Consider the following 19,947-nt stretch of genomic DNA (forward strand, 5'->3'; position numbering starts at 1 on the left):
GGTATGCAAATGACCTCTCGCGCTGAAATCGAGCGCCGCGCCCTGGACACAATCAGTGGCTTGGCATCCCTCGATGACGGTTCGGGCTGGATTAAAGACGAGTTGATCGCTTTCCTCGACTCGCTTGGCGACGATCTGTATAGGTACCCACGCCTACGCAGGGAAGGGCACTGCCTATTGGGTGTTGTCCTCATTGGCCTGGAGGAAGATGATGCAGTGGCCGACTTGTTTAACCGCACGGCAAAAGATTGCACGTTGTATTCGTCTGATCTGATGGCAATGCCAGCGGTTCAGGAAGCTATTGACGCCGCGAAGACAGTCATCATCCATATGCTCCGCGCTATGGCCCGAATGGAGGCGGTGGAGCTAAAGGAGCTCGTCGAAAAGCAGATTGAAGTCCCGGGATTGCCCCCTGCGGTTGTCGTCGCGCTGCGGATGACCAATGACTTGCTGGGGGCAGCGAGTTTGGATGCGCATCCGGATGACATGGTGCGGGTGGTGCAGCGCTACGCCGATTCGGTGATGTTTGCCGGTGATGTCGATCTGCTTGCGTATTTCATGGAAGTAGAGCGGTATGTAGAGAACCGGGAACGCCAACTGAAGTTTGGAATGTGGGAATAGAAGCTGGCGGAACGTTGCAGTTGACCAGCGATTTTGTCCTAGTATGCAACTAGGCTATTGTTTCTAACGAAGTTTGACTGACTTTCGGAGCGCGCAAGAGATTGCTCGCAACGAGGAGTTGGCAATCAAGTTTCACCGAAGACCGTCGGTCACCCGAGAAATCGGGTTGAAGGCTCAGCGAAACGCTGGCGGCCCACGTAGGAGGACTTGGGACAGAAGAGAAGCTTCGTGCTTCTCGCTTCGTGTCGTGTGTAAACATGGCCCGGTAATGCTGCGCCCCTGATGCCTTTTGCGTCTGGGGTGCTTTTGTTTTTCTGGTGCTAGACCGTTGGAAACTACGACAGACCAGGAAGGAGGCGAGAGTACACATGGCAGTAACCACTCAAAAGGAAGCAGCTGTAGCAGTACTGAAGCAGGATGTTGAAGAGTCCAGCGCTGTAGTTCTGACTGAATACCGCGGCTTGACCGTTACCGAGATTACTGAGCTTCGTCGCGCACTTGGTGCAGACGTTAAGTACTCCGTCGCCAAGAACACCATGATCAAGCTCGCTGCTAACCAGGCGGGCATCGAGGGTCTTGATGATCTCCTGAACGGCCCAACCGCTGTTGCCTTCATTAAGGGCGAAGCTGTTGACGCTGCTAAGGCGATCAAGAAGTTCTCCAAGGAGAACGACAAGCTCGTGATCAAGGGCGGCTACATGGACGGCGCAGTCATGGACTCCGCTCAGTTCGAAGCCCTCGCGGATATGGACAACCGCGAGACCACGCTGGCAAAGCTGGCTGGTGCTTTCAATGGCGTTCTGGCGAACGTCGCTGGCCTGCTCGATGCTCCTACTTCCTCCGTCGCACGTCTTGCTGCGGCACTCGAGGAAAAGAAGCAGTAGAGCTGCGGCCCGTACGCGAAAAACCACATATAACTTTCGCGGCCAATCGGCCGCACAATACTTCATAGGAGAAATTCCATGGCTAAGTACACCACCGAGGAACTGCTCGAAGCGTTCAAGGAAATGACCCTCGTTGAGCTCACCGAGTTCAAGAAGGCTTTCGAGGAAGAGTTCGACGTAACCGCAGCTGCTCCAGTTGCTGTTGCTGCTGCTGGCGCTGCTGGCGGCGAAGCTGCTGCTGAAGAGAAGGACGAGTTCGACGTCGTTCTCGAGGACGCAGGCGCTAAGAAGATCGGCGTTATTAAGGCTGTCCGCGAGATCGTCTCCGGCCTGGGCCTGAAGGAAGCTAAGGAGCTCGTTGAGTCCGCTCCAAAGGCTATCCTGGAAGCTGCTTCCAAGGACGACGCTGAGGCTGCAAAGACCAAGCTCGAAGAGGCTGGCGCTAAGGTTTCCCTCAAGTAATTCCCCGGAATTCTTGTTGAGTGTGGCCTAGTTGCCCACACAAACTTGTAAAGGCCACTCACCTGCGTTATGCAGGTGAGTGGCTTTTGCGTTGTATGGATCAACGCAATGCCCTACCAGAAGTCGAGCCAGATGTGACCTGTCACAAGAGTGGTCAGTACGTAGCGCACTAGCTTCGTAACACCGATGACTTCTGGGTTTCAATCCACCAACTGTAAAGTGACACTTATGCTTCCACGCTCGCGCATCGCTTCAGTCCTCATCTTGGGACTCGGAGCCGCTCTGATCGCCATTGGTGTGCTGTTGCCACGCTTGCTTTCCGACGATCCCAAGTTGCCACTCGACCTCCCTCCGACGTCGTACGTCATGCGGTCTGCTGAGGGTGTCTCCAGCAAGATTGCGGAGGATGGCAGTAGGGAAGAGGTGACATCACCGATTCGTCGTCAGTTGCACGGTGAATTGATCCAGCCTGCGGATAAGGAGCGCGTGTCCCTACGTGTAGGCACGTCGGTCATTCGTGAAATGGATGCAGAAGTCGTTGGTACCGCTGACATTACTGAGCTGATTGATGCACAGGTATGGACGTTTTCCATTGATCGCCTCAGCGGTAAGTTCCAAGGTCCAGCAACCATTGTGGATCGAATGGCTGGTGTGCCACGCCAGGTGCCTGTCGACGGGTACTGGGTGAAGTTCCCCGCCGGAACTGAGGAGAAGACCTACCCGGTATTCGATGACTTCTTGCGAGAGTCTGTTCCTGCAGATTTTAAGGGCAAGGACACTCGTAATGGGGAAGAGGTTTTGCACTTCACCCAGAAGATCGACAAGACCAATGTGGCGACTCATTACCGGGGTAACAACACGCATATCTCCATTGACGGCAAAGATGGTTTCCTGACGTACGAGGGAACCCGTGATTGGTACGTCGAGCCACGATCTGGCCTAGTTGTTGATGTCGCGGAGGACATCAACTTGTGGTGGGAAACGCGCGATGGCGAAAAGCTCATGACCTACTTGGATTTCACCGGCAAGATGGAAGAAAGCGAAACGGCGTGGCTTCTGGCAGGTGCCCGTCACGTCTACTCGACGACCCCCCTTCGTCCGTGGTCAATCGCGCTCATCACCATTGGTGCGATCCTCGCTTTCGCTGGAACCGTGGGTGCTGTCCGGCCAGAACGTCGTAAAGCAGGCGATGAGCCAACACCAGTCGAACCAGAAGAGAAGAAGTTCACGCTGGATCCAGTACAGGATGACCAGTAAAAATCTAAAAAAGTGGTCGCCAATCCCTGCAGACTTCTGAAATCGGGGTAGGGTGTGCTGTGCACGCGCTCAGTGCCGGACGCAGGCCCGTCCGAAACTGCCCGCCCGAGATTTTTCGTCGGCACTGATTGTGTGACACGCCGGTGCTGCCGGCGCTACCGTTCAGATGGTTCCTCATCGGCCAGTGGACAATCTAGACTTATTCCTATAAACTGAGTCGTTGCGCTGGAATTAGTGTGTCTGGACGGGCTTTAAAGCTGAAATTTGCGGGTAAAACACAACGTTTTTTCCGCCCTTTTCGCGTTGAGATCGACCAACACGCGCTCCCAATTCCTGCAACTAATACGCGTATAAACCAAGCGGGCGGGCTAACCAATGGGGTTTTTGGTTGCTCACCGCGTGAGGTGCTGGAAGGACGCATCTTGGCAGTCTCCCGCCAGACCAAGGCAGTTACCGGTATTCCCGGAGCTTCGAAGAGGTTCTCGTTTGCGAAGATCAGCGAGCCAATTGCGGTTCCTGGTCTTCTTGATTTGCAGCGTGAATCTTTCGCATGGCTCATTGGCACGCCCGAGTGGCGTGCTCGTCGACAAGAAGAGCTAGGCGAAGAGGCACGTGTAACAAGCGGCCTCGAAGACATCCTGGAAGAATTGTCCCCAATTGAGGACTACTCGGGGAAGATGTCTCTGACTTTGTCAGATCCATGGTTCGACGATGTGAAGAACACCGTTGATGAATCCAAGGACAAGGACATCAATTACTCGGCGCCACTGTATGTGACCGCAGAGTTCACCAACCGCGAGACCGGTGAAATTAAGAGCCAGACCGTTTTCATTGGTGATTTCCCAATGATGACCGGTAAGGGCACATTCATCGTCAACGGCACCGAACGTGTCGTTGTGTCTCAGCTCGTCCGTTCGCCGGGCGTGTACTTTGACGAGACCATCGACAAGTCCACCGAGCGTCCGCTCCACGCAGTGAAGATTATCCCTTCACGTGGTGCGTGGCTCGAGTTCGACGTCGACAAGCGGGACACCGTCGGCGTTCGCATCGACCGTAAGCGTCGTCAGCCAGTCACTGTGCTGCTGAAAGCTTTTGGTTGGACCACCGAAGAGATCAAGGAGCGCTTCGGCTTCTCTGAGATCATGATGTCGACTCTGGAGAAGGACGGCGTCGCTAACACCGACGAAGCTCTGCTCGAGATCTACCGCAAGCAGCGCCCAGGCGAGCCACCAACGCGTGAGTCCGCGCTGGCACTGCTGGAGAATAACTTCTTCAAACCAAAGCGCTACGACCTGGCAAAGGTTGGTCGCTACAAGGTCAACCGTAAGCTGGGCCTCGGCGGCGACGCTGTAGGTGAGATGGTGCTCACCGAGCAGGACATCGCTACCACTATCGAGTACCTCGTGCGTTTGCACGAAGGTGAGAAGACCATGACCTCGCCAGACGGCGTAGAGGTTCCAGTTGAGGTCGACGACATCGACCACTTCGGTAACCGTCGTCTGCGTACTGTCGGCGAGCTGATTCAGAATCAGGTTCGTGTTGGTCTGTCCCGTATGGAGCGCGTCGTTCGTGAGCGCATGACCACGCAGGACGTCGAGTCGATCCAGCCAACCACGCTGATCAACGTTCGCCCAGTCTCCGCAGCTATCCGTGAGTTCTTCGGTACTTCGCAGCTGTCGCAGTTCATGGATCAGAACAACTCGCTGTCGGGCTTGACCCACAAGCGTCGTCTGTCGGCTCTTGGCCCAGGCGGTCTGTCGCGTGAGCGTGCTGGCCTCGAAGTTCGAGACGTGCACCCATCGCACTACGGTCGTATGTGCCCAATTGAGACCCCAGAAGGTCCAAACATTGGTCTGATTGGTTCGCTGTCCGTGTACGCACGAGTGAACCCATTCGGTTTCATCGAGACTCCTTACCGTCGCGTTGTCGACGGACGCATCACCGATGACGTCGATTACCTGACCGCTGATGAAGAGGACCGCTACGTCGTCGCACAGGCAAACACGCCTATCGACGAAAACGGTCAGTTCGTTCAGGAGACCCTGTCGGTTCGTAAGAAGGGTGGCGACGTCGAGTCGGTCCGCGCTTCCGAGGTTGACTACCTGGACGTGTCTCCTCGCCAGATGGTGTCGGTCGCTACCGCAATGATTCCATTCCTCGAGCATGACGATGCTAACCGTGCCCTCATGGGTGCGAACATGCAGCGTCAGGCTGTGCCACTGCTGCGTTCCGAAGCCCCATTTGTCGGTACCGGCATGGAGCAGCGCGCCGCATACGATGCTGGCGACGTTGTCATCGCACCTTGCGACGGCGCAGTAGAGACCGTCACCGCTGACTTCATCACCATCATGGATGATTCCGGTCAGCGCCACACCTTCCTGCTTCGCAAGTTCGAACGCACCAACCAGGGCACCTGCTACAACCAGAAGCCTTTGGTTGACGAAGGCGATCGTGTTCTTGAAGGTCAGGTCATTGCGGACGGCCCAGGCACCGATAACGGTGAAATGGCTCTCGGTAAGAACCTGCTCGTGGCATTCATGCCATGGGAAGGCCACAACTACGAGGACGCCATCATCCTCAACCAGCGCATGGTTGAAGAAGACATCCTGACCTCCATCCACATCGAAGAGCACGAGATCGACGCTCGTGACACGAAGCTGGGGCCGGAGGAAATCACTCGCGACATTCCTAACGCATCCGAAGAGATGCTGAAGGACCTCGACGAGCGCGGCATTGTGCGTATTGGTGCTGACGTTCGCGATGGCGACATCCTCGTCGCAAAGACCACCCCTAAGGGTGAGACGGAGCTGACTCCAGAAGAGCGCCTGCTCCGTGCGATCTTTGGCGAGAAGTCCCGTGAAGTTCGCGATACTTCGATGCGTGTTCCACACGGCGAGTCCGGCAAGGTCATTGGTGTTCGCGTGTTCTCGCGCGAAGACGACGACGACTTGGCTCCTGGCGTCAACGAGATGATTCGTGTCTACGTGGCACAGAAGCGCAAAATTCAGGACGGCGATAAGATGGCAGGTCGTCACGGTAACAAGGGTGTTATCGGCAAGATTCTGCCTCAGGAAGACATGCCATTCCTTCCAGATGGCACGCCAGTTGACATCATCCTGAACACGCACGGTGTTCCTCGTCGTATGAACATCGGCCAGGTTCTGGAAGTTCACCTCGGCTGGCTGGCGAAGGCTGGCTGGACCATCGACGGCGATCCGGATTGGGCAAAGCGCCTGCCGGCAGAACTGCACGATGTGCCAGCTGACTCTCTCGTCGCAACGCCAGTGTTCGACGGCGCGGAGAACGAGGAGCTCGCAGGTCTGCTTGCGTCCTCGCGTCCAAACCGCGACGGCGACGTGATGGTGAATGCAGACGGCAAGGCAACCTTGTTCGACGGTCGCTCGGGTGAGAAGTTCCCATTCCCAGTGTCTGTTGGCTACATGTACATGCTGAAGCTGCACCACTTGGTCGACGAGAAGATTCACGCACGTTCCACTGGCCCGTACTCCATGATTACCCAGCAGCCGCTGGGTGGTAAGGCACAGTTCGGTGGTCAGCGCTTCGGTGAAATGGAAGTGTGGGCAATGCAGGCATACGGTGCTGCATACACCCTGCAGGAACTTCTGACCATCAAGTCTGACGACGTGGTCGGCCGCGTGAAGGTCTACGAAGCAATTGTTAAGGGAGACAACATTCCGGATCCAGGTATTCCGGAGTCGTTCAAGGTGCTCTTGAAGGAGCTCCAGTCTCTGTGTCTGAATGTCGAGGTTCTCTCGGCTGATGGCGTACCAGTTGAGCTCGGTTCTTCGGATGACGACGAACTTGATCATGCAACTGCGTCTCTGGGTATCAACCTGTCACGTGACGAGCGCACCGACGCTGATACGGCTTAGTCCGTACCAGTGAGGCGCGCCCTCACGCACGAAAGCCCATACATACTCAAAACGTAAGAAAACCTCCGCAATGTGAATACCGCGGAAGGAAAGGGAAAACAGGTGCTCGACGTCAACAACTTTGACGAGCTCCGTATTGGACTCGCCACCGCTGACGACATTCGCCGCTGGTCGCGCGGTGAGGTCAAGAAGCCAGAGACGATTAACTACCGCACGCTCAAGCCAGAAAAGGACGGCCTTTTCTGTGAGCGCATCTTCGGACCTACCCGTGACTGGGAATGTGCTTGTGGTAAGTACAAGCGCGTCCGCTTCAAGGGCATTATCTGTGAGCGCTGTGGTGTAGAAGTCACCAAGTCTAAGGTTCGTCGTGAGCGCATGGGCCACATCGAGCTCGCCGCTCCAGTAACCCATATTTGGTACTTCAAGGGCGTGCCTAGCCGCCTTGGTTACCTCCTGGACTTGGCTCCGAAGGATCTGGAAAAGATCATTTACTTCGCGGCTAACATCATCACTTCCGTCGATGAAGAGGCTCGTCATAACGATCAGACGACCCTCGAAGCTGACATGCTCGTCGACAAGAAGATGGTCGAGGATGACCGCGACCAGGAGCTGGCAGAGCGTGCTCAGGTTCTGGAACAGGACCTGGCTGAGCTTGAAGCTGCTGGTGCGAAGGCTGATGCTCGTAAGAAGGTACAGAACGCAGCGGAACGCGAAATGCGCCACATTCGTGAGCGTGCTCAGCGTGAGCTCGATCGTCTGGATGAAATCTGGAACACCTTCATCAAGCTTGAGCCAAAGCAGATGATCATTGATGAGTCGATTTACACCGAGCTCGTCGACCGTTACGAGGACTACTTCACCGGTGGTATGGGTGCTGAAGCTATTCAGACCCTGATCCGCAACTTCGACCTCGAAGCTGAGGCTGTTGAGCTGCGCGAGATCATTCGCGACGGCAAGGGCCAGAAGAAGATGCGTGCACTGAAGCGTCTGAAGGTCGTCGCTGCATTCCTGCAATCCAAGAATGACCCAGCCGCCATGGTGCTTGACTGCATCCCAGTCATCCCACCTGAGTTGCGCCCAATGGTTCAGCTCGACGGTGGTCGCTTTGCGACGTCCGACTTGAATGACCTCTACCGTCGTGTCATCAACCGCAACAATCGTTTGAAGCGCATGATCGACCTGGGTGCTCCAGAGATCATCGTGAACAACGAGAAGCGCATGTTGCAAGAGTCCGTTGACGCCCTGTTCGACAATGGTCGTCGCGGTCGTCCGGTCACCGGCCCAGGCAACCGTCCGCTGAAGTCTCTCTCGGATCTGCTGAAGGGTAAGCAGGGTCGTTTCCGTCAGAACTTGCTGGGTAAGCGTGTTGACTACTCTGGCCGTTCGGTAATTATCGTTGGTCCACAGCTCAAGCTGCACCAGTGTGGTCTGCCAAAGCTGATGGCTCTCGAGCTGTTCAAGCCTTTCGTCATGAAGGAGCTTGTTGCAAAGAGCTACGCGCAGAACATTAAGTCTGCGAAGCGCATGGTCGAGCGTCAGCGCCCAGAGGTGTGGGACGTTCTCGAAGATGTCATTACTGGCCACCCAGTGATGCTGAACCGTGCACCAACGCTGCACCGTCTGGGTATCCAGGCATTCGAGCCAGTCTTGGTCGAGGGTAAGGCTATTCAGCTGCACCCACTGGCATGTGAAGCATTCAACGCTGACTTCGACGGTGACCAGATGGCAGTTCACTTGCCTCTGTCTGCTGAAGCTCAGGCTGAAGCCCGCATCCTGATGCTGTCGTCGAACAACATTTTGTCGCCAGCATCCGGTAAGCCACTGGCTATGCCACGTCTGGACATGGTCACCGGTTTGTACTTCCTGACCCTGGAGAAGGCTGAACTTCCTGGCGGTTACCAGGAAGCATCCGCAGACGCTCCAGAGCAGGGTATTTACGAATCTCCAGCGGAAGCGATCATGGCTATGGACTCCGGTGCCATCGGTCTGCAGTCGCCAATCAAGGTTCGTATTTCGCACCTGCGTCCGCCAGCTGACATTGAAGCTGAGCAGTTCCCAGATGGATGGGAAAAGGGTCAGGTCTGGACTGCACGTACCACCCTGGGTCGTGTCATGTTCAACGAATTGCTGCCATGGAACTACCCATACGTCGAAGGCGTCATGAGTAAGAAGCCACAGGCTGCAATCATTAACGACCTCGCTGCGCGCTACCCAATGATTACGGTCGCACAGACCGTCGACAAGCTGAAGGATGCGGGCTTCTATTGGGCTACGCGTTCCGGTGTGACCATTGCCATGTCGGACGTTTTGGTTCTCCCTAACAAGCGAGAGATCCTGAACGAGTACGAAGCGAAAGCTGTCACCGTCGAGAAGAAGTTCCGCCGCGGTAAGCTATCCGCTGCTGAGCGTCACGAATCGCTGGTTAACCTGTGGAAGGCTGCTACCGCCGAGGTCGGCGAAAAGGTTGAAGCTCTGTACCCAGACGACAACCCAATTCCGATGATCGTGAAGTCGGGCGCTGCCGGTAACATGGGCCAGATTCACTCCCTGGCTGGCATGAAGGGCATGGTGACGAACCCACGTGGTGAGTACATCACTCGCCCAATTAAGACCTCCTTCCGTGAAGGTCTGTCGGTTCTCGAGTACTTCAACAACTCCCACGGTTCCCGTAAGGGCCTGGCAGATACCGCGCTGCGTACCGCAGACTCCGGTTACTTGACGCGTCGTCTTGTTGACGTCGCCCAGGACGTCATCGTGCGTGAGGACGACTGTGGCACCAACCACGGTGTCGATGTCGAGATTGGCGTTCCAGTGTTGGATGCTTCGGGCGAACCTACTGGTGAGCTGCGTCGTGCCAAGTACATTGAAACGTCCGCGATCGCGCGTATCCTCGCGGCCGATGTAGTTGACTCTGAGGGCAATGTTGTTTTGCCTGAGGGCCACGACATTAACGATGAAGATGTCACGCTGATGCTCAACAAGGGCATCGAGAAGATCCGGGTCCGCTCGGTTCTGACCTGTACGACTCCAACGGGTGTCTGTGCCAAGTGCTACGGCCGTTCCATGGCAACGGGTAAGACCGTTGACATTGGCGAGGCTGTCGGTATTGTTGCAGCTCAGTCGATTGGTGAGCCGGGTACCCAGCTGACCATGCGTACGTTCCACCAGGGTGGTGTCGGTGGCGACATTACCGGTGGTCTGCCACGTGTTCAGGAACTGTTCGAGGCACGCGTGCCAAAGAACAAGGCTCCACTGGCAACGGTCGACGGCACTGTTCGCCTGGAATCGGACGAGCACTTCTACACGCTGACCATCGAACCTGACGACGGTTCGGAAGATGTCGTGTACGAGAAGCTGTCCAAGCGTCAGGGTCTTGCCGAGATCCACGCTGGCGACCGTATTCGTGCACTGGAGACCGGCGATAAGGTTCGTTCCGGCGACCAGCTCATGAAGGGTGCAGCCGATCCGCACGAGGTTCTCACAGTTCGCGGACGTCGTGGAGTGCAGCGTCACCTGATTGAAGAAGTTCAGTCGGTCTACCGTGACCAGGGTGTAGCTATTCACGACAAGCACATCGAGGTTATTGTTCGCCAGATGCTGCGTCGCGTGACTGTCATCGAGTCCGGTGACAGCGAGTTCCTGCCTGGTTCCTTGGTTGAACACTCCGAGGCTATGGCTGCTTCTCGAAAGGCTGTGGCTGAAGGTGGCAAGGCCGTACAGATGCGTCTCGAGCTCATGGGTATTACCAAGGCATCGCTCGCGACTGAGTCCTGGTTGTCCGCGGCTTCGTTCCAGGAGACCACTCGTGTCCTGACCGATGCAGCAATCAACAAGCGCTCCGATAAGTTGATCGGTCTCAAGGAGAACGTCATCATCGGTAAGCTCATCCCAGCTGGTACCGGTATTAACCGCTACCGCAACATCTCGGTTGAGCCGACCGAAGAGGCAGCACGTCAGGCAGCGGCTCCGTTCGCATCGCTTGGCGAGGGCTTCTACGGCGCTGAAGACACTTACGGTGCAGAGCCAGTCGGCCGTGCAGTACCTTTGGACGATCTGCCTACCTACGAGTAGTTCGTCGTAAAGCATGAAGCACCCCGGTTCCTAAAACGGAGCTGGGGTGCTTTGCTATGTAAGTGTGAGTCTAGGACTCGAGCTTTCTACGTGGTACGCGGGTGACTTCCACGCCACCCATGATTGCAACACCACGAATGATAACTTCTGGCGCATCTGGTGGAAGTTCGTGGCCAGCAATGGTGACAGTGTTGGCTGTTGTGGAGCCAAATCCGCCCATAATGCCCTGGCCAGTGACTCTTAGTCGAATGTCTTCGGGGATAATTACTTCGATTCCACCCATAATTGCGACGGCAAAAATTTCGGTGTGAGCGGACGATAAACGAGCGCGTCGCAAGTCCAACGAAATGCCGCCCATAATCGCCACAGCCGTATGTCGAGGGTCAATGATCCAATCGCCGGCTTGCTCGGAGCCAAACATGATGGCAACCGAGAGGCTGGAACCGCCAGGTTCGTTTGTCACATGAGCTTTCGCGACGGCGGCGAGATCTCGGTTGGTATAAGGATCCATTGAGGTGGACCGACCCTCAATGGCATCATCTTGCCGTGCGACAGGGTAGGGGTACTGGCTAGGTTCCTGATCAAGGATTCGAAGAGGGTCTGGTACGAGATCTTCAAGGACAGTGCCCAGATCTTTTGTCAAGGTGGTCTTCCACACCTTGTCGGTACGTTCTTCGAATTCGGTCAAGGTCAGCTGCCCGCGTTCTAGTGCGCGGGCGAGCTCTTCTGCTACACGACGACGTTGTACGTCACTGGCGCGGAGTGGAGGGGTGTCCATGCCTTCAGTTTACGGTCGCAGTGAAGTCTTTGACGGGTCGTACAGATCGTCGAGGAAATCAACGGCTCCGGCTACAAGTTCACAAATGCTGAAGCCTAGGTAGAGATAGTGAAAAGAAGTAATGGAATCCATAGCGTGGGGATAAAAATCGCAGTGAAGATGGACGGCTTCATATAGCAATATGGGCGAAAGATTGCACACCGACACGCATGTTGAAGAAGCGAGGTGGGGCAAATTCGTGTGTTCTCACCTGGCGTTTTGGGTGATTGTTGCAGGTTGCACTACTGTTATTGCCTAGTCCCACATGATTTGGGAGTATGACGACATTTGCCCAGTAGGCCAGCGAGAGCGGCTGACTGGGTTCCGCACGTTTAAAAACGCCCCTCCAGCGCCGGTGCGCCACGGATTACGCCGACTGGTAGAGGCTTTAATGAAGAAAGAGGCTTCATGCCAACTATTCAGCAGCTGGTCCGTAAGGGCCGCCATGACAAGAAGTCGTCGACGTCGACGGCAGCCCTGAAGGGCTCCCCACAGCGTCGCGGCGTTTGCACCCGCGTCTACACCACCACCCCGAAGAAGCCAAACTCTGCTCTTCGTAAGGTAGCTCGTGTGCGTCTGACCACCGGTATCGAGGTCTCCGCATACATTCCAGGTGAGGGCCACAACCTGCAGGAGCACTCCATGGTGCTCGTTCGTGGTGGTCGTGTGAAGGACCTCCCAGGTGTTCGCTACAAGATCGTCCGTGGTTCCCTCGACACCCAGGGTGTCAAGGACCGCAAGCAGGCTCGCTCCCGCTACGGCGCAAAGAAGGAGAAGTAATCCATGCCACGTAAGGGTCCCGCTCCAAAGCGCCCAGTCGTAAACGATCCAGTTTACGGCTCCCCGCTGGTATCCCAGCTCATCAACAAGGTCCTCATCGACGGTAAGAAGTCCACCGCTGAGCGCATCGTCTACGGTGCACTTGAGCAGTGCCGCGAGAAGACCGGTACCGATCCAGTGCTCACTCTGAAGCGTGCGATCGACAACGTAAAGCCTGCTCTTGAGGTTCGTTCCCGCCGTGTTGGTGGCGCAACCTACCAGGTTCCAGTTGAGGTTCGCCCAGGTCGTGGCAACACCCTGGCACTTCGCTGGCTCCTCATGTTCTCCCGTCAGCGTCGCGAGAACACCATGACCGAGCGTCTGGCTAACGAGATCCTCGATGCTTCTAACGGCCTTGGCGCTTCCGTCAAGCGTCGTGAGGATACTCACAAGATGGCTGAGGCAAACCGCGCCTTCGCTCACTACCGCTGGTAGTTCGACCTGCCACCAAGTTCAATTGGTGGCAAAATAGATAAAGCAACCCGACCGACCGCGTTTAATGTGCTATCCGAAAAGCGGTTAGCCAATAACGCCAAACGATCTGAAACGAGTGGGGAATCAAGTGGCTGAAGGTGCACTTCCCGTCAAGAAGGACCTACACAAGGTCCGCAATATCGGCATCATGGCTCACATCGATGCTGGTAAGACGACAACGACCGAGCGAATCCTGTACTACACGGGCATCAACCGTAAGGTGGGCGAAACCCACGACGGTGGCGCTACCACTGACTGGATGGAGCAGGAGAAGGAGCGCGGCATCACCATTACGTCCGCTGCTGTTACCTGTTTCTGGAACGACAACCAGATCAACATCATTGACACCCCAGGCCACGTTGACTTCACCGTTGAGGTTGAGCGTTCCCTGCGTGTTCTCGATGGTGCGGTAGCAGTCTTCGACGGCAAGGAAGGCGTTGAACCTCAGTCCGAGCAGGTGTGGCGCCAGGCTCAGAAGTACGACGTTCCACGTATTTGCTTCGTCAACAAGATGGACAAGCTGGGCGCTGACTTCGAGTACACCGTCGGCACCATCGTCGACCGCTTGGGTGCAAAGCCATTGGTTATGCAGCTCCCAATCGGCGCAGAAGATGACTTCGACGGCGTCGTCGACCTTCTGCAGATGAAGGCGCTGATGTGGCCAGGCAAGACCGAGATCGGTACCGAAGCTACCGTCACTGACATTCCTGCTGAGCTTGCTGACAAGGCGCAGGAATACCACGAGAAGCTCATCGAGACCGTTGCAGAGTCCGATGAAGAGCTCATGGAAAAGTACTTCGGCGGCGAAGAACTGACCATGGACGAGATCAAGGGCGCCATCCGCAAGATGGTTGTGAACTCCGAGATCTACCCGGTTTACTGTGGTACCGCGTACAAGAACAAGGGCATCCAGCCTTTGCTCGACGCTGTTGTTGACTTCCTCCCAACCCCACTCGATGTGGGCGAGGTTCACGGCCACAAGATGGGCGACGAGGACGTCGACATGGTTCGTAAGCCTTCCCGCGACGAGCCATTTTCTGCACTTGCATTCAAGATTGCTGCTCACCCATTCTTCGGCAAGCTGACCTTCGTCCGCGTTTACTCGGGCGTTATTGAGCCAGGTGCTCAGGTTCTCAACGCTACGAAGGACAAGAAGGAGCGCGTTGGCAAGCTCTTCCAGATGCACGCCAACAAGGAGAACCCTGTCGACGAAGCAACCGCAGGTAACATCTACGCATTCATTGGCCTGAAGGACACCACCACCGGTGACACCCTCTGTGCAATGGACGCTCCCGTTGTTCTCGAGTCTATGAGCTTCCCAGATCCAGTGATCTCGGTTGCAATCGAGCCAAAGTCGAAGGCTGACCAGGAGAAGCTGGGCACCGCAATTCAGCGCCTCGCTGAAGAGGACCCAACCTTCACCGTTAAGCTTGACGACGAAACCGGCCAGACCGTGATCGGCGGCATGGGCGAGCTTCACCTCGACGTTCTTGTCGACCGTATGAAGCGCGAATTCAAGGTTGAGGCAAACGTGGGCGCTCCACAGGTTGCTTACCGCGAAACCATTCGCAAGCCTGTCGAAAAGCACGAGTACACCCACAAGAAGCAGACCGGTGGTTCGGGTCAGTTCGCTAAGGTCATCATCGCCCTGGAGCCATACGCTCCAAGCTCCGATGAGCTGGAAGAAGGCGAAAACGCTACCTACCTGTTCGAGAATGCTGTTACCGGTGGCCGTGTTCCAAAGGAATACATCCCATCCGTGGACCAGGGTATTCAGGATGCAATGCAGTACGGTACCGTCGCTGGTTACCCACTGGTGAACATCAAGGCAACCCTTCTCGACGGTCAGTACCACGACGTCGACTCCTCGGAAATGGCCTTTAAGATCGCTGGTCAGCAGGCCCTGAAGGAAGCAGTACAGAAGGCAAAGCCAGTACTGCTCGAGCCAATGATGGCAGTCGAGGTTGTCACTCCAGAGGATTACATGGGTGAGGTTATCGGCGATATTAACTCTCGCCGTGGCCAGGTTAACTCCATGGAAGACCGCGCTGGCGTCAAGGTCGTTAAGTCGCTGGTTCCACTGTCCGAGATGTTCGGCTACGTTGGTGACCTGCGCTCCAAGACCCAGGGTCGTGCGAACTACAGCATGATCTTCGATTCCTACGCTGAGGTTCCATCCTCCGTAGCAGAGGCAATCATTTCTGAGCGCACCGGCGCTTAGTTTCTTAAAGAATCGCTCCTCGTTCCCCTGCCGGGGGAGCGGGGTAGCGGCTCGCAAATTGCATCAACACGATCGTCGTGAAGCGAAGATCAGCTGTTTAACTGCAGAAAAAGTGTAGGTGTGATTTGCCGGCCGTTACCTCGTCACATTTGGGGTACGTACTAGTTTGGAATTGACTAGTAATGTGCCCTAGTATCGAGTAACTGGCACAGTGAAAAATATACTTACTCAACTGTGCGGCATTGATCGGCAAGGAATCGATACAGATTCCGCTGGTGTTCAATGACAGCAATAGGGTAGGTACCCACAAAATTGTGGCTGCGAGAGTCGTGGCCACCTAGACGTCCAGGAGGACTAACAGTGGCAAAGGCGAAGTTCGAGCGTACGAAGCCGCACGTCAACATCGGTACCATCGGTCACGTTGACCACGGCAAGACCACCACTACCGCCGCCATCACCAAGGTTCTGGCTGACAAGTTCCCAGAGCTGAACGAATCTTTCGCTTACGATGCCATCGATAAGGCACCGGAAGAGAAGGAACGTGGCATTACCATCAACGTTTCCCACGTTGAGTACCAGACGGAGAAGCGCCACTACGCTCACGTCGATGCACCAGGTCACGCTGACTACATCAAGAACATGATCACCGGTGCTGCCCAGATGGACGGCGCTATCCTGGTTGTTGCAGCTACCGACGGCCCAATGCCACAGACCCGCGAGCACGTCCTCCTGGCTCGCCAGGTTGGCGTTCCATACATCCTCGTCGCACTGAACAAGTGCGACATGGTTGACGATGAGGAAATCATCGAGCTCGTCGAGATGGAGGTCCGCGAGCTTCTGGCTGAGCAGGACTACGACGAAGAGGCTCCAATCGTTCACATCTCCGCTCTGGGCGCCCTGAACGGCGAAGAGAAGTGGGTTGACTCCATCGCTGAGCTCATGGAAGCTTGCGACGAGAACATCCCAGATCCAGTTCGTGAGACCGACAAGCCATTCCTCATGCCTGTTGAGGACATCTTCACCATTACCGGTCGTGGCACCGTTGCTACCGGTCGTGTTGAGCGCGGTACCCTGAACGTTAACGACGAGGTCGAGATCCTTGGCATCAAGGAAAAGTCTCAGACCACCACCGTTACCGGTATCGAGATGTTCCGCAAGCTGCTCGACTCCGCTGAAGCTGGCGACAACTGTGGTCTGCTGCTCCGTGGTATCAAGCGCGAAGACATCGAGCGTGGCCAGATTATCGCTAAGCCAGGTGCTTACACCCCTCACACCGAGTTCGAGGGTTCTGTCTACATCCTGTCCAAGGACGAGGGTGGTCGCCACACCCCATTCTTCGACAACTACCGCCCACAGTTCTACTTCCGTACCACCGACGTTACCGGTGTTGTGAAGCTTCCTGAGGGCACCGAGATGGTCATGCCAGGCGACAACGTCGACATGTCCGTCACCCTGATCCAGCCAGTTGCTATGGACGAGGGCCTGCGTTTCGCTATCCGTGAGGGTGGCCGTACCGTTGGTGCTGGTCGTGTAACCAAGATCAACAAGTAATCGTCTGATTACGCACTAATAATCCCCGCTAGGTTTTCCTAGCGGGGATTTTTGCCATAGTGCTTGACGACGGCTACGTCGCCAAGCACACGCGAACTACCAGCGTAGACGATGTGCCTGGTCGAAGAACTCGCGTTCGTGCATGAAGGCGTAGAGATAGTGGCGGGTGGCCAAGCGTCGTTGGGGCTCGTTCGCGGCTGCCATCGCGCGTTCGACGCGATCGAGCGCAAGTTGCGTGCTTTCTACGAAATCGGTGCCACCGTAGAGGTTCAGCCACTGCGAGTATGGGTGCCAAGCGTGATTGTGTTCAGACAATCGAAGTGCAGCTTCGGCGTATACCCAGTAGTAGGGGAGTAACGCAGCGGCGCCAACCACGTAGTCACGGACGCTGACCGTCGCGGCAAGCATATTGGTGTAAGCGAGAGTTACCGGTGACGCCTCGTGATAGTTTGCATGATCTTGGTACTCGTCATGAGAAATGTCGACCTTGTCTAAGCTGCCGTCTCGTTCGCCGAGCCAGGTCCGATGGATTTCCGCCTCAGCTGCTAGTACCTCGTGAGACGTATTCGACCAAGCGATCTGATCTGCGGAATCTGGTGCCTTTGCCGAGATCATAGCCAGCGCTCGGGAACACTGTTTGAGGAAGTGCGCATCTTGCTGCAGGTAGAACGTGAACGAGCTATCGCTCAACGTGCCATCTCGAAGCTCAAGCAGGAACTCTAAACTCAAGATCTGCTTCCAGATCGGTGCACTAGCGTTCCACAATGCCTCGGTGAAAGGGCCTGCAGGTTTGATGCGAGGACTGTAACCTGGCAGCTCGTCCTCAGAAAGCTGCGGAGCGCTAGTGATATAGGAGTTCAGAAGCCACGGTCGCGCAGAACCTGCAGCGGCGGCACTCCGCAGTTGATGGAAGTGGTCTACAGGGCCATTGCCATTGCCGACGTGCAACTTGTCTGCGTGCCAGATTGAATCGTGCAACCATTCGGTTGCCCAACGAGCACCATCTGCAACGGTCTCGCCCATGCCCAGCCGTGTTGCCAATGCTGAAGACAACGAGCACCCGGTACCGTGGGTGTTCTTCGTTTCAATCCGTGCCGTCGGGATGCGCTCAACGTTGCCGTTGCCAGTCACCACAGCATTGTCGGCCCACTTGCCCTCGAGGTGGCCGCCCTTGACCAGGACGGTGGTACCGGTGCGCTCTGCAAATTCGAGAGCCTGCGCGATAGCCTCCTCCAGATCCGCCGCAGGTTGCTTATCGACGAGCACCGCCAACTCAGGAATATTCGGTGCGATCACGTCAACCTTGGCAGCCAACTCTCGTACCGAGGCTTCAGCGGAGGGGTCCAGCAGTGAATCCCCGCTAGACGCGACCATCACAGGATCGAGAACAACAATGGGGCCGGGATTTTGGTAAAGCCACTGTTCAACAGTGTGCGTTGTTTCGGCATCACCCAACATGCCGATCTTGACAGCATCGATAGTGATGTCATCGCCAACTGCATTGAGCTGACTAGTAAGGAAGCTCTGTGGCGGAGTAAAAATCTCGCGAACTCCCTGGGTATTCTGTGCGACCAGCGCAGTGGTGACGGACATGCCGTAACCGCCAGCTGCACCGATGGACTTCAAATCAGCTTGAATGCCGGCGCCACCAGATGGGTCGGTGCCGGCGATGGAAAGCACCCGGGGGATCGATGGCAGTTTGCCATCGCGGGGATTGGCGTGCGGGCTAAAACTGTTTGGCATTTTGACGATTCCTTCGCTAGTACGAGCTAGAGCAGGTTCAACGGGTCTAATCTCAGCGCTATCCAATTACACCGACCATTGAAGAATGGGCGTTCGTTTTGCATTTGAGCAAGCAAGATGTGAAAAAACTCTGTGCGCACCCCATGTCACTTGGGTAAAGGCTAGCAAAGCTAGTGGTTCGAGCTGGGAGGCGTTCGAACAAACAGCCTTTGAGCCTCCGGGATGACTGGGCAAGACCGTATGCGGATCCGCCGAGCTTGTGAATCTCGACACAAAATGCGTGTAGCGGGCAATTCTTCCGAAAAGGGATTTGGGAAATCGGGTACCAACGTGTTTAAATACACGAGTTGCTTTAACACGGCGTTTTCGCCATGTGCAGTACGAGGCCTAACCGGAACCGGTACCGACATGAAATGAAGCGTCGCTGGTGGAGCGAGCATGGCCACGTTGGCTTGAACCGCAGACTCATGAAAATGGGGAAACGGGGATAAGTCGCGTGCTCCCAGGTCAAATACAGGGCGACACGCCCGACCGCGGGGGACGGAAGTGGCATGGCAATTAAACAGCGGCAGTAGGCAATAGGCACCACGTTTATCGGGGGACTCCTTTCGTCGAACTGGGAAGAGTAGATGTGAATTCGTCCGCTCGGAACATGTGCGCTGTTAAGCGCCATGTTGCGAAGACGGGGTCACTAGATCAACTACACACCCAGTATCTTCACGCTTCTGGCGCTGGCCATAGTCAACAACCGGAGCTAAAAGACATTGACAGGGTCGACGCCCTTAAGAGGGCGCGCCGACCGAGGAGAGGACAAGCGTGGCGGGACAAAAGATCCGCATCAGGCTCAAAGCCTACGACCACGAGGCAATCGACGCGTCTGCGCGTAAGATTGTCGAGACTGTGACCCGTACGGGTGCACGCGTGGTTGGCCCAGTGCCGTTGCCAACCGAAAAGAACGTTTACTGCGTCATCCGCTCGCCGCACAAGTACAAGGACTCGCGCGAGCACTTCGAGATGCGTACGCATAAGCGCCTCATCGACATTCTCGATCCGACGCCAAAGACGGTTGACGCGCTCATGCGTATCGACCTTCCTGCAAGCGTCGATGTGAACATTCAGTGAGCCCGGACTTTT

13 protein-coding genes are annotated in these 19,947 nt (G+C 55.9%); 11 read left to right on the forward strand and 2 right to left on the reverse strand.

Annotated elements, in window-relative coordinates; genetic code table 11:
• The first annotated feature begins 3 nt into the window (after window positions 1-3).
• The 6 genes from WG934_RS01735 (at window position 4) to WG934_RS01760 (ending at window position 11,188) form a co-directional block, all read left to right on the forward strand.
• Window positions 4-621, forward strand: coding sequence for a hypothetical protein (locus WG934_RS01735; protein ID WP_339976944.1), 618 nt, complete (start codon window positions 4-6; stop codon window positions 619-621).
• Between the two features lie 368 nt (window positions 622-989).
• Window positions 990-1,505 carry a 50S ribosomal protein L10 gene (rplJ, locus tag WG934_RS01740; protein WP_339988460.1) on the forward strand — a complete coding sequence of 172 codons (516 nt, stop codon included), beginning with the start codon at window positions 990-992 and terminating at the stop codon, window positions 1,503-1,505.
• Between the two features lie 78 nt (window positions 1,506-1,583).
• A complete protein-coding gene (gene rplL, locus WG934_RS01745) occupies window positions 1,584-1,967 on the forward strand; it encodes a 50S ribosomal protein L7/L12 (RefSeq protein WP_339976948.1) in 384 nt (127 codons plus the stop codon).
• Window positions 1,968-2,195: 228 nt separating this feature from the next.
• The gene (locus WG934_RS01750) at window positions 2,196-3,224 is read left to right on the forward strand and encodes a DUF3068 domain-containing protein (protein ID WP_339976950.1); all 1,029 of its coding nucleotides are present in this window, start codon (window positions 2,196-2,198) and stop codon (window positions 3,222-3,224) included.
• A gap of 404 nt (window positions 3,225-3,628) precedes the next feature.
• Complete coding sequence (rpoB, locus tag WG934_RS01755; protein WP_339976952.1) at window positions 3,629-7,117, forward strand: DNA-directed RNA polymerase subunit beta; 3,489 nt, start codon at window positions 3,629-3,631, stop codon at window positions 7,115-7,117.
• 102 nt (window positions 7,118-7,219) lie between these two features.
• Window positions 7,220-11,188 (forward strand): DNA-directed RNA polymerase subunit beta', encoded by a 3,969-nt coding sequence (locus tag WG934_RS01760; RefSeq protein WP_339989210.1) that lies wholly within the window; start codon window positions 7,220-7,222, stop codon window positions 11,186-11,188.
• 70 nt (window positions 11,189-11,258) lie between these two features.
• Here the strand turns inward: WG934_RS01760 and WG934_RS01765 are convergent, their stop codons facing one another.
• Window positions 11,259-11,966: a DUF1707 SHOCT-like domain-containing protein gene (locus tag WG934_RS01765; RefSeq protein WP_339988461.1), complete on the reverse strand. Its 708-nt coding sequence runs from the start codon at window positions 11,964-11,966 to the stop codon at window positions 11,259-11,261.
• Between the two features lie 447 nt (window positions 11,967-12,413).
• Between WG934_RS01765 and rpsL the strand changes: the two genes are divergently transcribed.
• From rpsL to tuf, 4 genes are all read left to right on the forward strand, one after another.
• Complete coding sequence (gene rpsL / locus WG934_RS01770) at window positions 12,414-12,785, forward strand: 30S ribosomal protein S12 (protein WP_339976956.1); 372 nt, start codon at window positions 12,414-12,416, stop codon at window positions 12,783-12,785.
• Between the two features lie 3 nt (window positions 12,786-12,788).
• The gene (rpsG, locus tag WG934_RS01775) at window positions 12,789-13,259 is read left to right on the forward strand and encodes a 30S ribosomal protein S7 (RefSeq protein WP_339976957.1); all 471 of its coding nucleotides are present in this window, start codon (window positions 12,789-12,791) and stop codon (window positions 13,257-13,259) included.
• Between the two features lie 127 nt (window positions 13,260-13,386).
• Window positions 13,387-15,519 carry an elongation factor G gene (gene fusA / locus WG934_RS01780; RefSeq protein WP_339976959.1) on the forward strand — a complete coding sequence of 711 codons (2,133 nt, stop codon included), beginning with the start codon at window positions 13,387-13,389 and terminating at the stop codon, window positions 15,517-15,519.
• 360 nt (window positions 15,520-15,879) lie between these two features.
• Complete coding sequence (gene tuf, locus WG934_RS01785) at window positions 15,880-17,070, forward strand: elongation factor Tu (RefSeq protein WP_339976961.1); 1,191 nt, start codon at window positions 15,880-15,882, stop codon at window positions 17,068-17,070.
• Window positions 17,071-17,166: 96 nt separating this feature from the next.
• Here the strand turns inward: tuf and WG934_RS01790 are convergent, their stop codons facing one another.
• Complete coding sequence (locus WG934_RS01790; RefSeq protein ID WP_339988462.1) at window positions 17,167-18,813, reverse strand: bifunctional hydroxymethylpyrimidine kinase/phosphomethylpyrimidine kinase; 1,647 nt, start codon at window positions 18,811-18,813, stop codon at window positions 17,167-17,169.
• Between the two features lie 816 nt (window positions 18,814-19,629).
• Between WG934_RS01790 and rpsJ the strand changes: the two genes are divergently transcribed.
• On the forward strand, window positions 19,630-19,935 hold the full coding sequence (gene rpsJ, locus WG934_RS01795) for a 30S ribosomal protein S10 (RefSeq protein WP_003938093.1): 306 nt from the start codon (window positions 19,630-19,632) through the stop codon (window positions 19,933-19,935).
• The last annotated feature ends 12 nt before the right edge of the window (window positions 19,936-19,947 follow it).

Origin of the sequence: Corynebacterium sp. H78, from assembly GCF_037572275.1 — a bacterium.
Lineage (GTDB): Bacteria > Actinomycetota > Actinomycetes > Mycobacteriales > Mycobacteriaceae > Corynebacterium.

Excerpts from the sequence above, each read along its gene's own strand:
- WG934_RS01750 (WP_339976950.1), top strand. The coding sequence starts at position 2,196 with ATGCTTCCACGCTCGCGCATCGCTTCAGTCCTCATCTTGGGACTCGGA.
- rpsL (WP_339976956.1), top strand. The coding sequence starts at position 12,414 with ATGCCAACTATTCAGCAGCTGGTCCGTAAGGGCCGCCATGACAAGAAG.
- rplJ (WP_339988460.1), top strand. The coding sequence starts at position 990 with ATGGCAGTAACCACTCAAAAGGAAGCAGCTGTAGCAGTACTGAAGCAG.
- WG934_RS01790 (WP_339988462.1), bottom strand. The coding sequence starts at position 18,813 with ATGCCAAACAGTTTTAGCCCGCACGCCAATCCCCGCGATGGCAAACTG.
- WG934_RS01765 (WP_339988461.1), bottom strand. The coding sequence starts at position 11,966 with ATGGACACCCCTCCACTCCGCGCCAGTGACGTACAACGTCGTCGTGTA.
- WG934_RS01735 (WP_339976944.1), top strand. The coding sequence starts at position 4 with ATGCAAATGACCTCTCGCGCTGAAATCGAGCGCCGCGCCCTGGACACA.
- rpsG (WP_339976957.1), top strand. The coding sequence starts at position 12,789 with ATGCCACGTAAGGGTCCCGCTCCAAAGCGCCCAGTCGTAAACGATCCA.
- rplL (WP_339976948.1), top strand. The coding sequence starts at position 1,584 with ATGGCTAAGTACACCACCGAGGAACTGCTCGAAGCGTTCAAGGAAATG.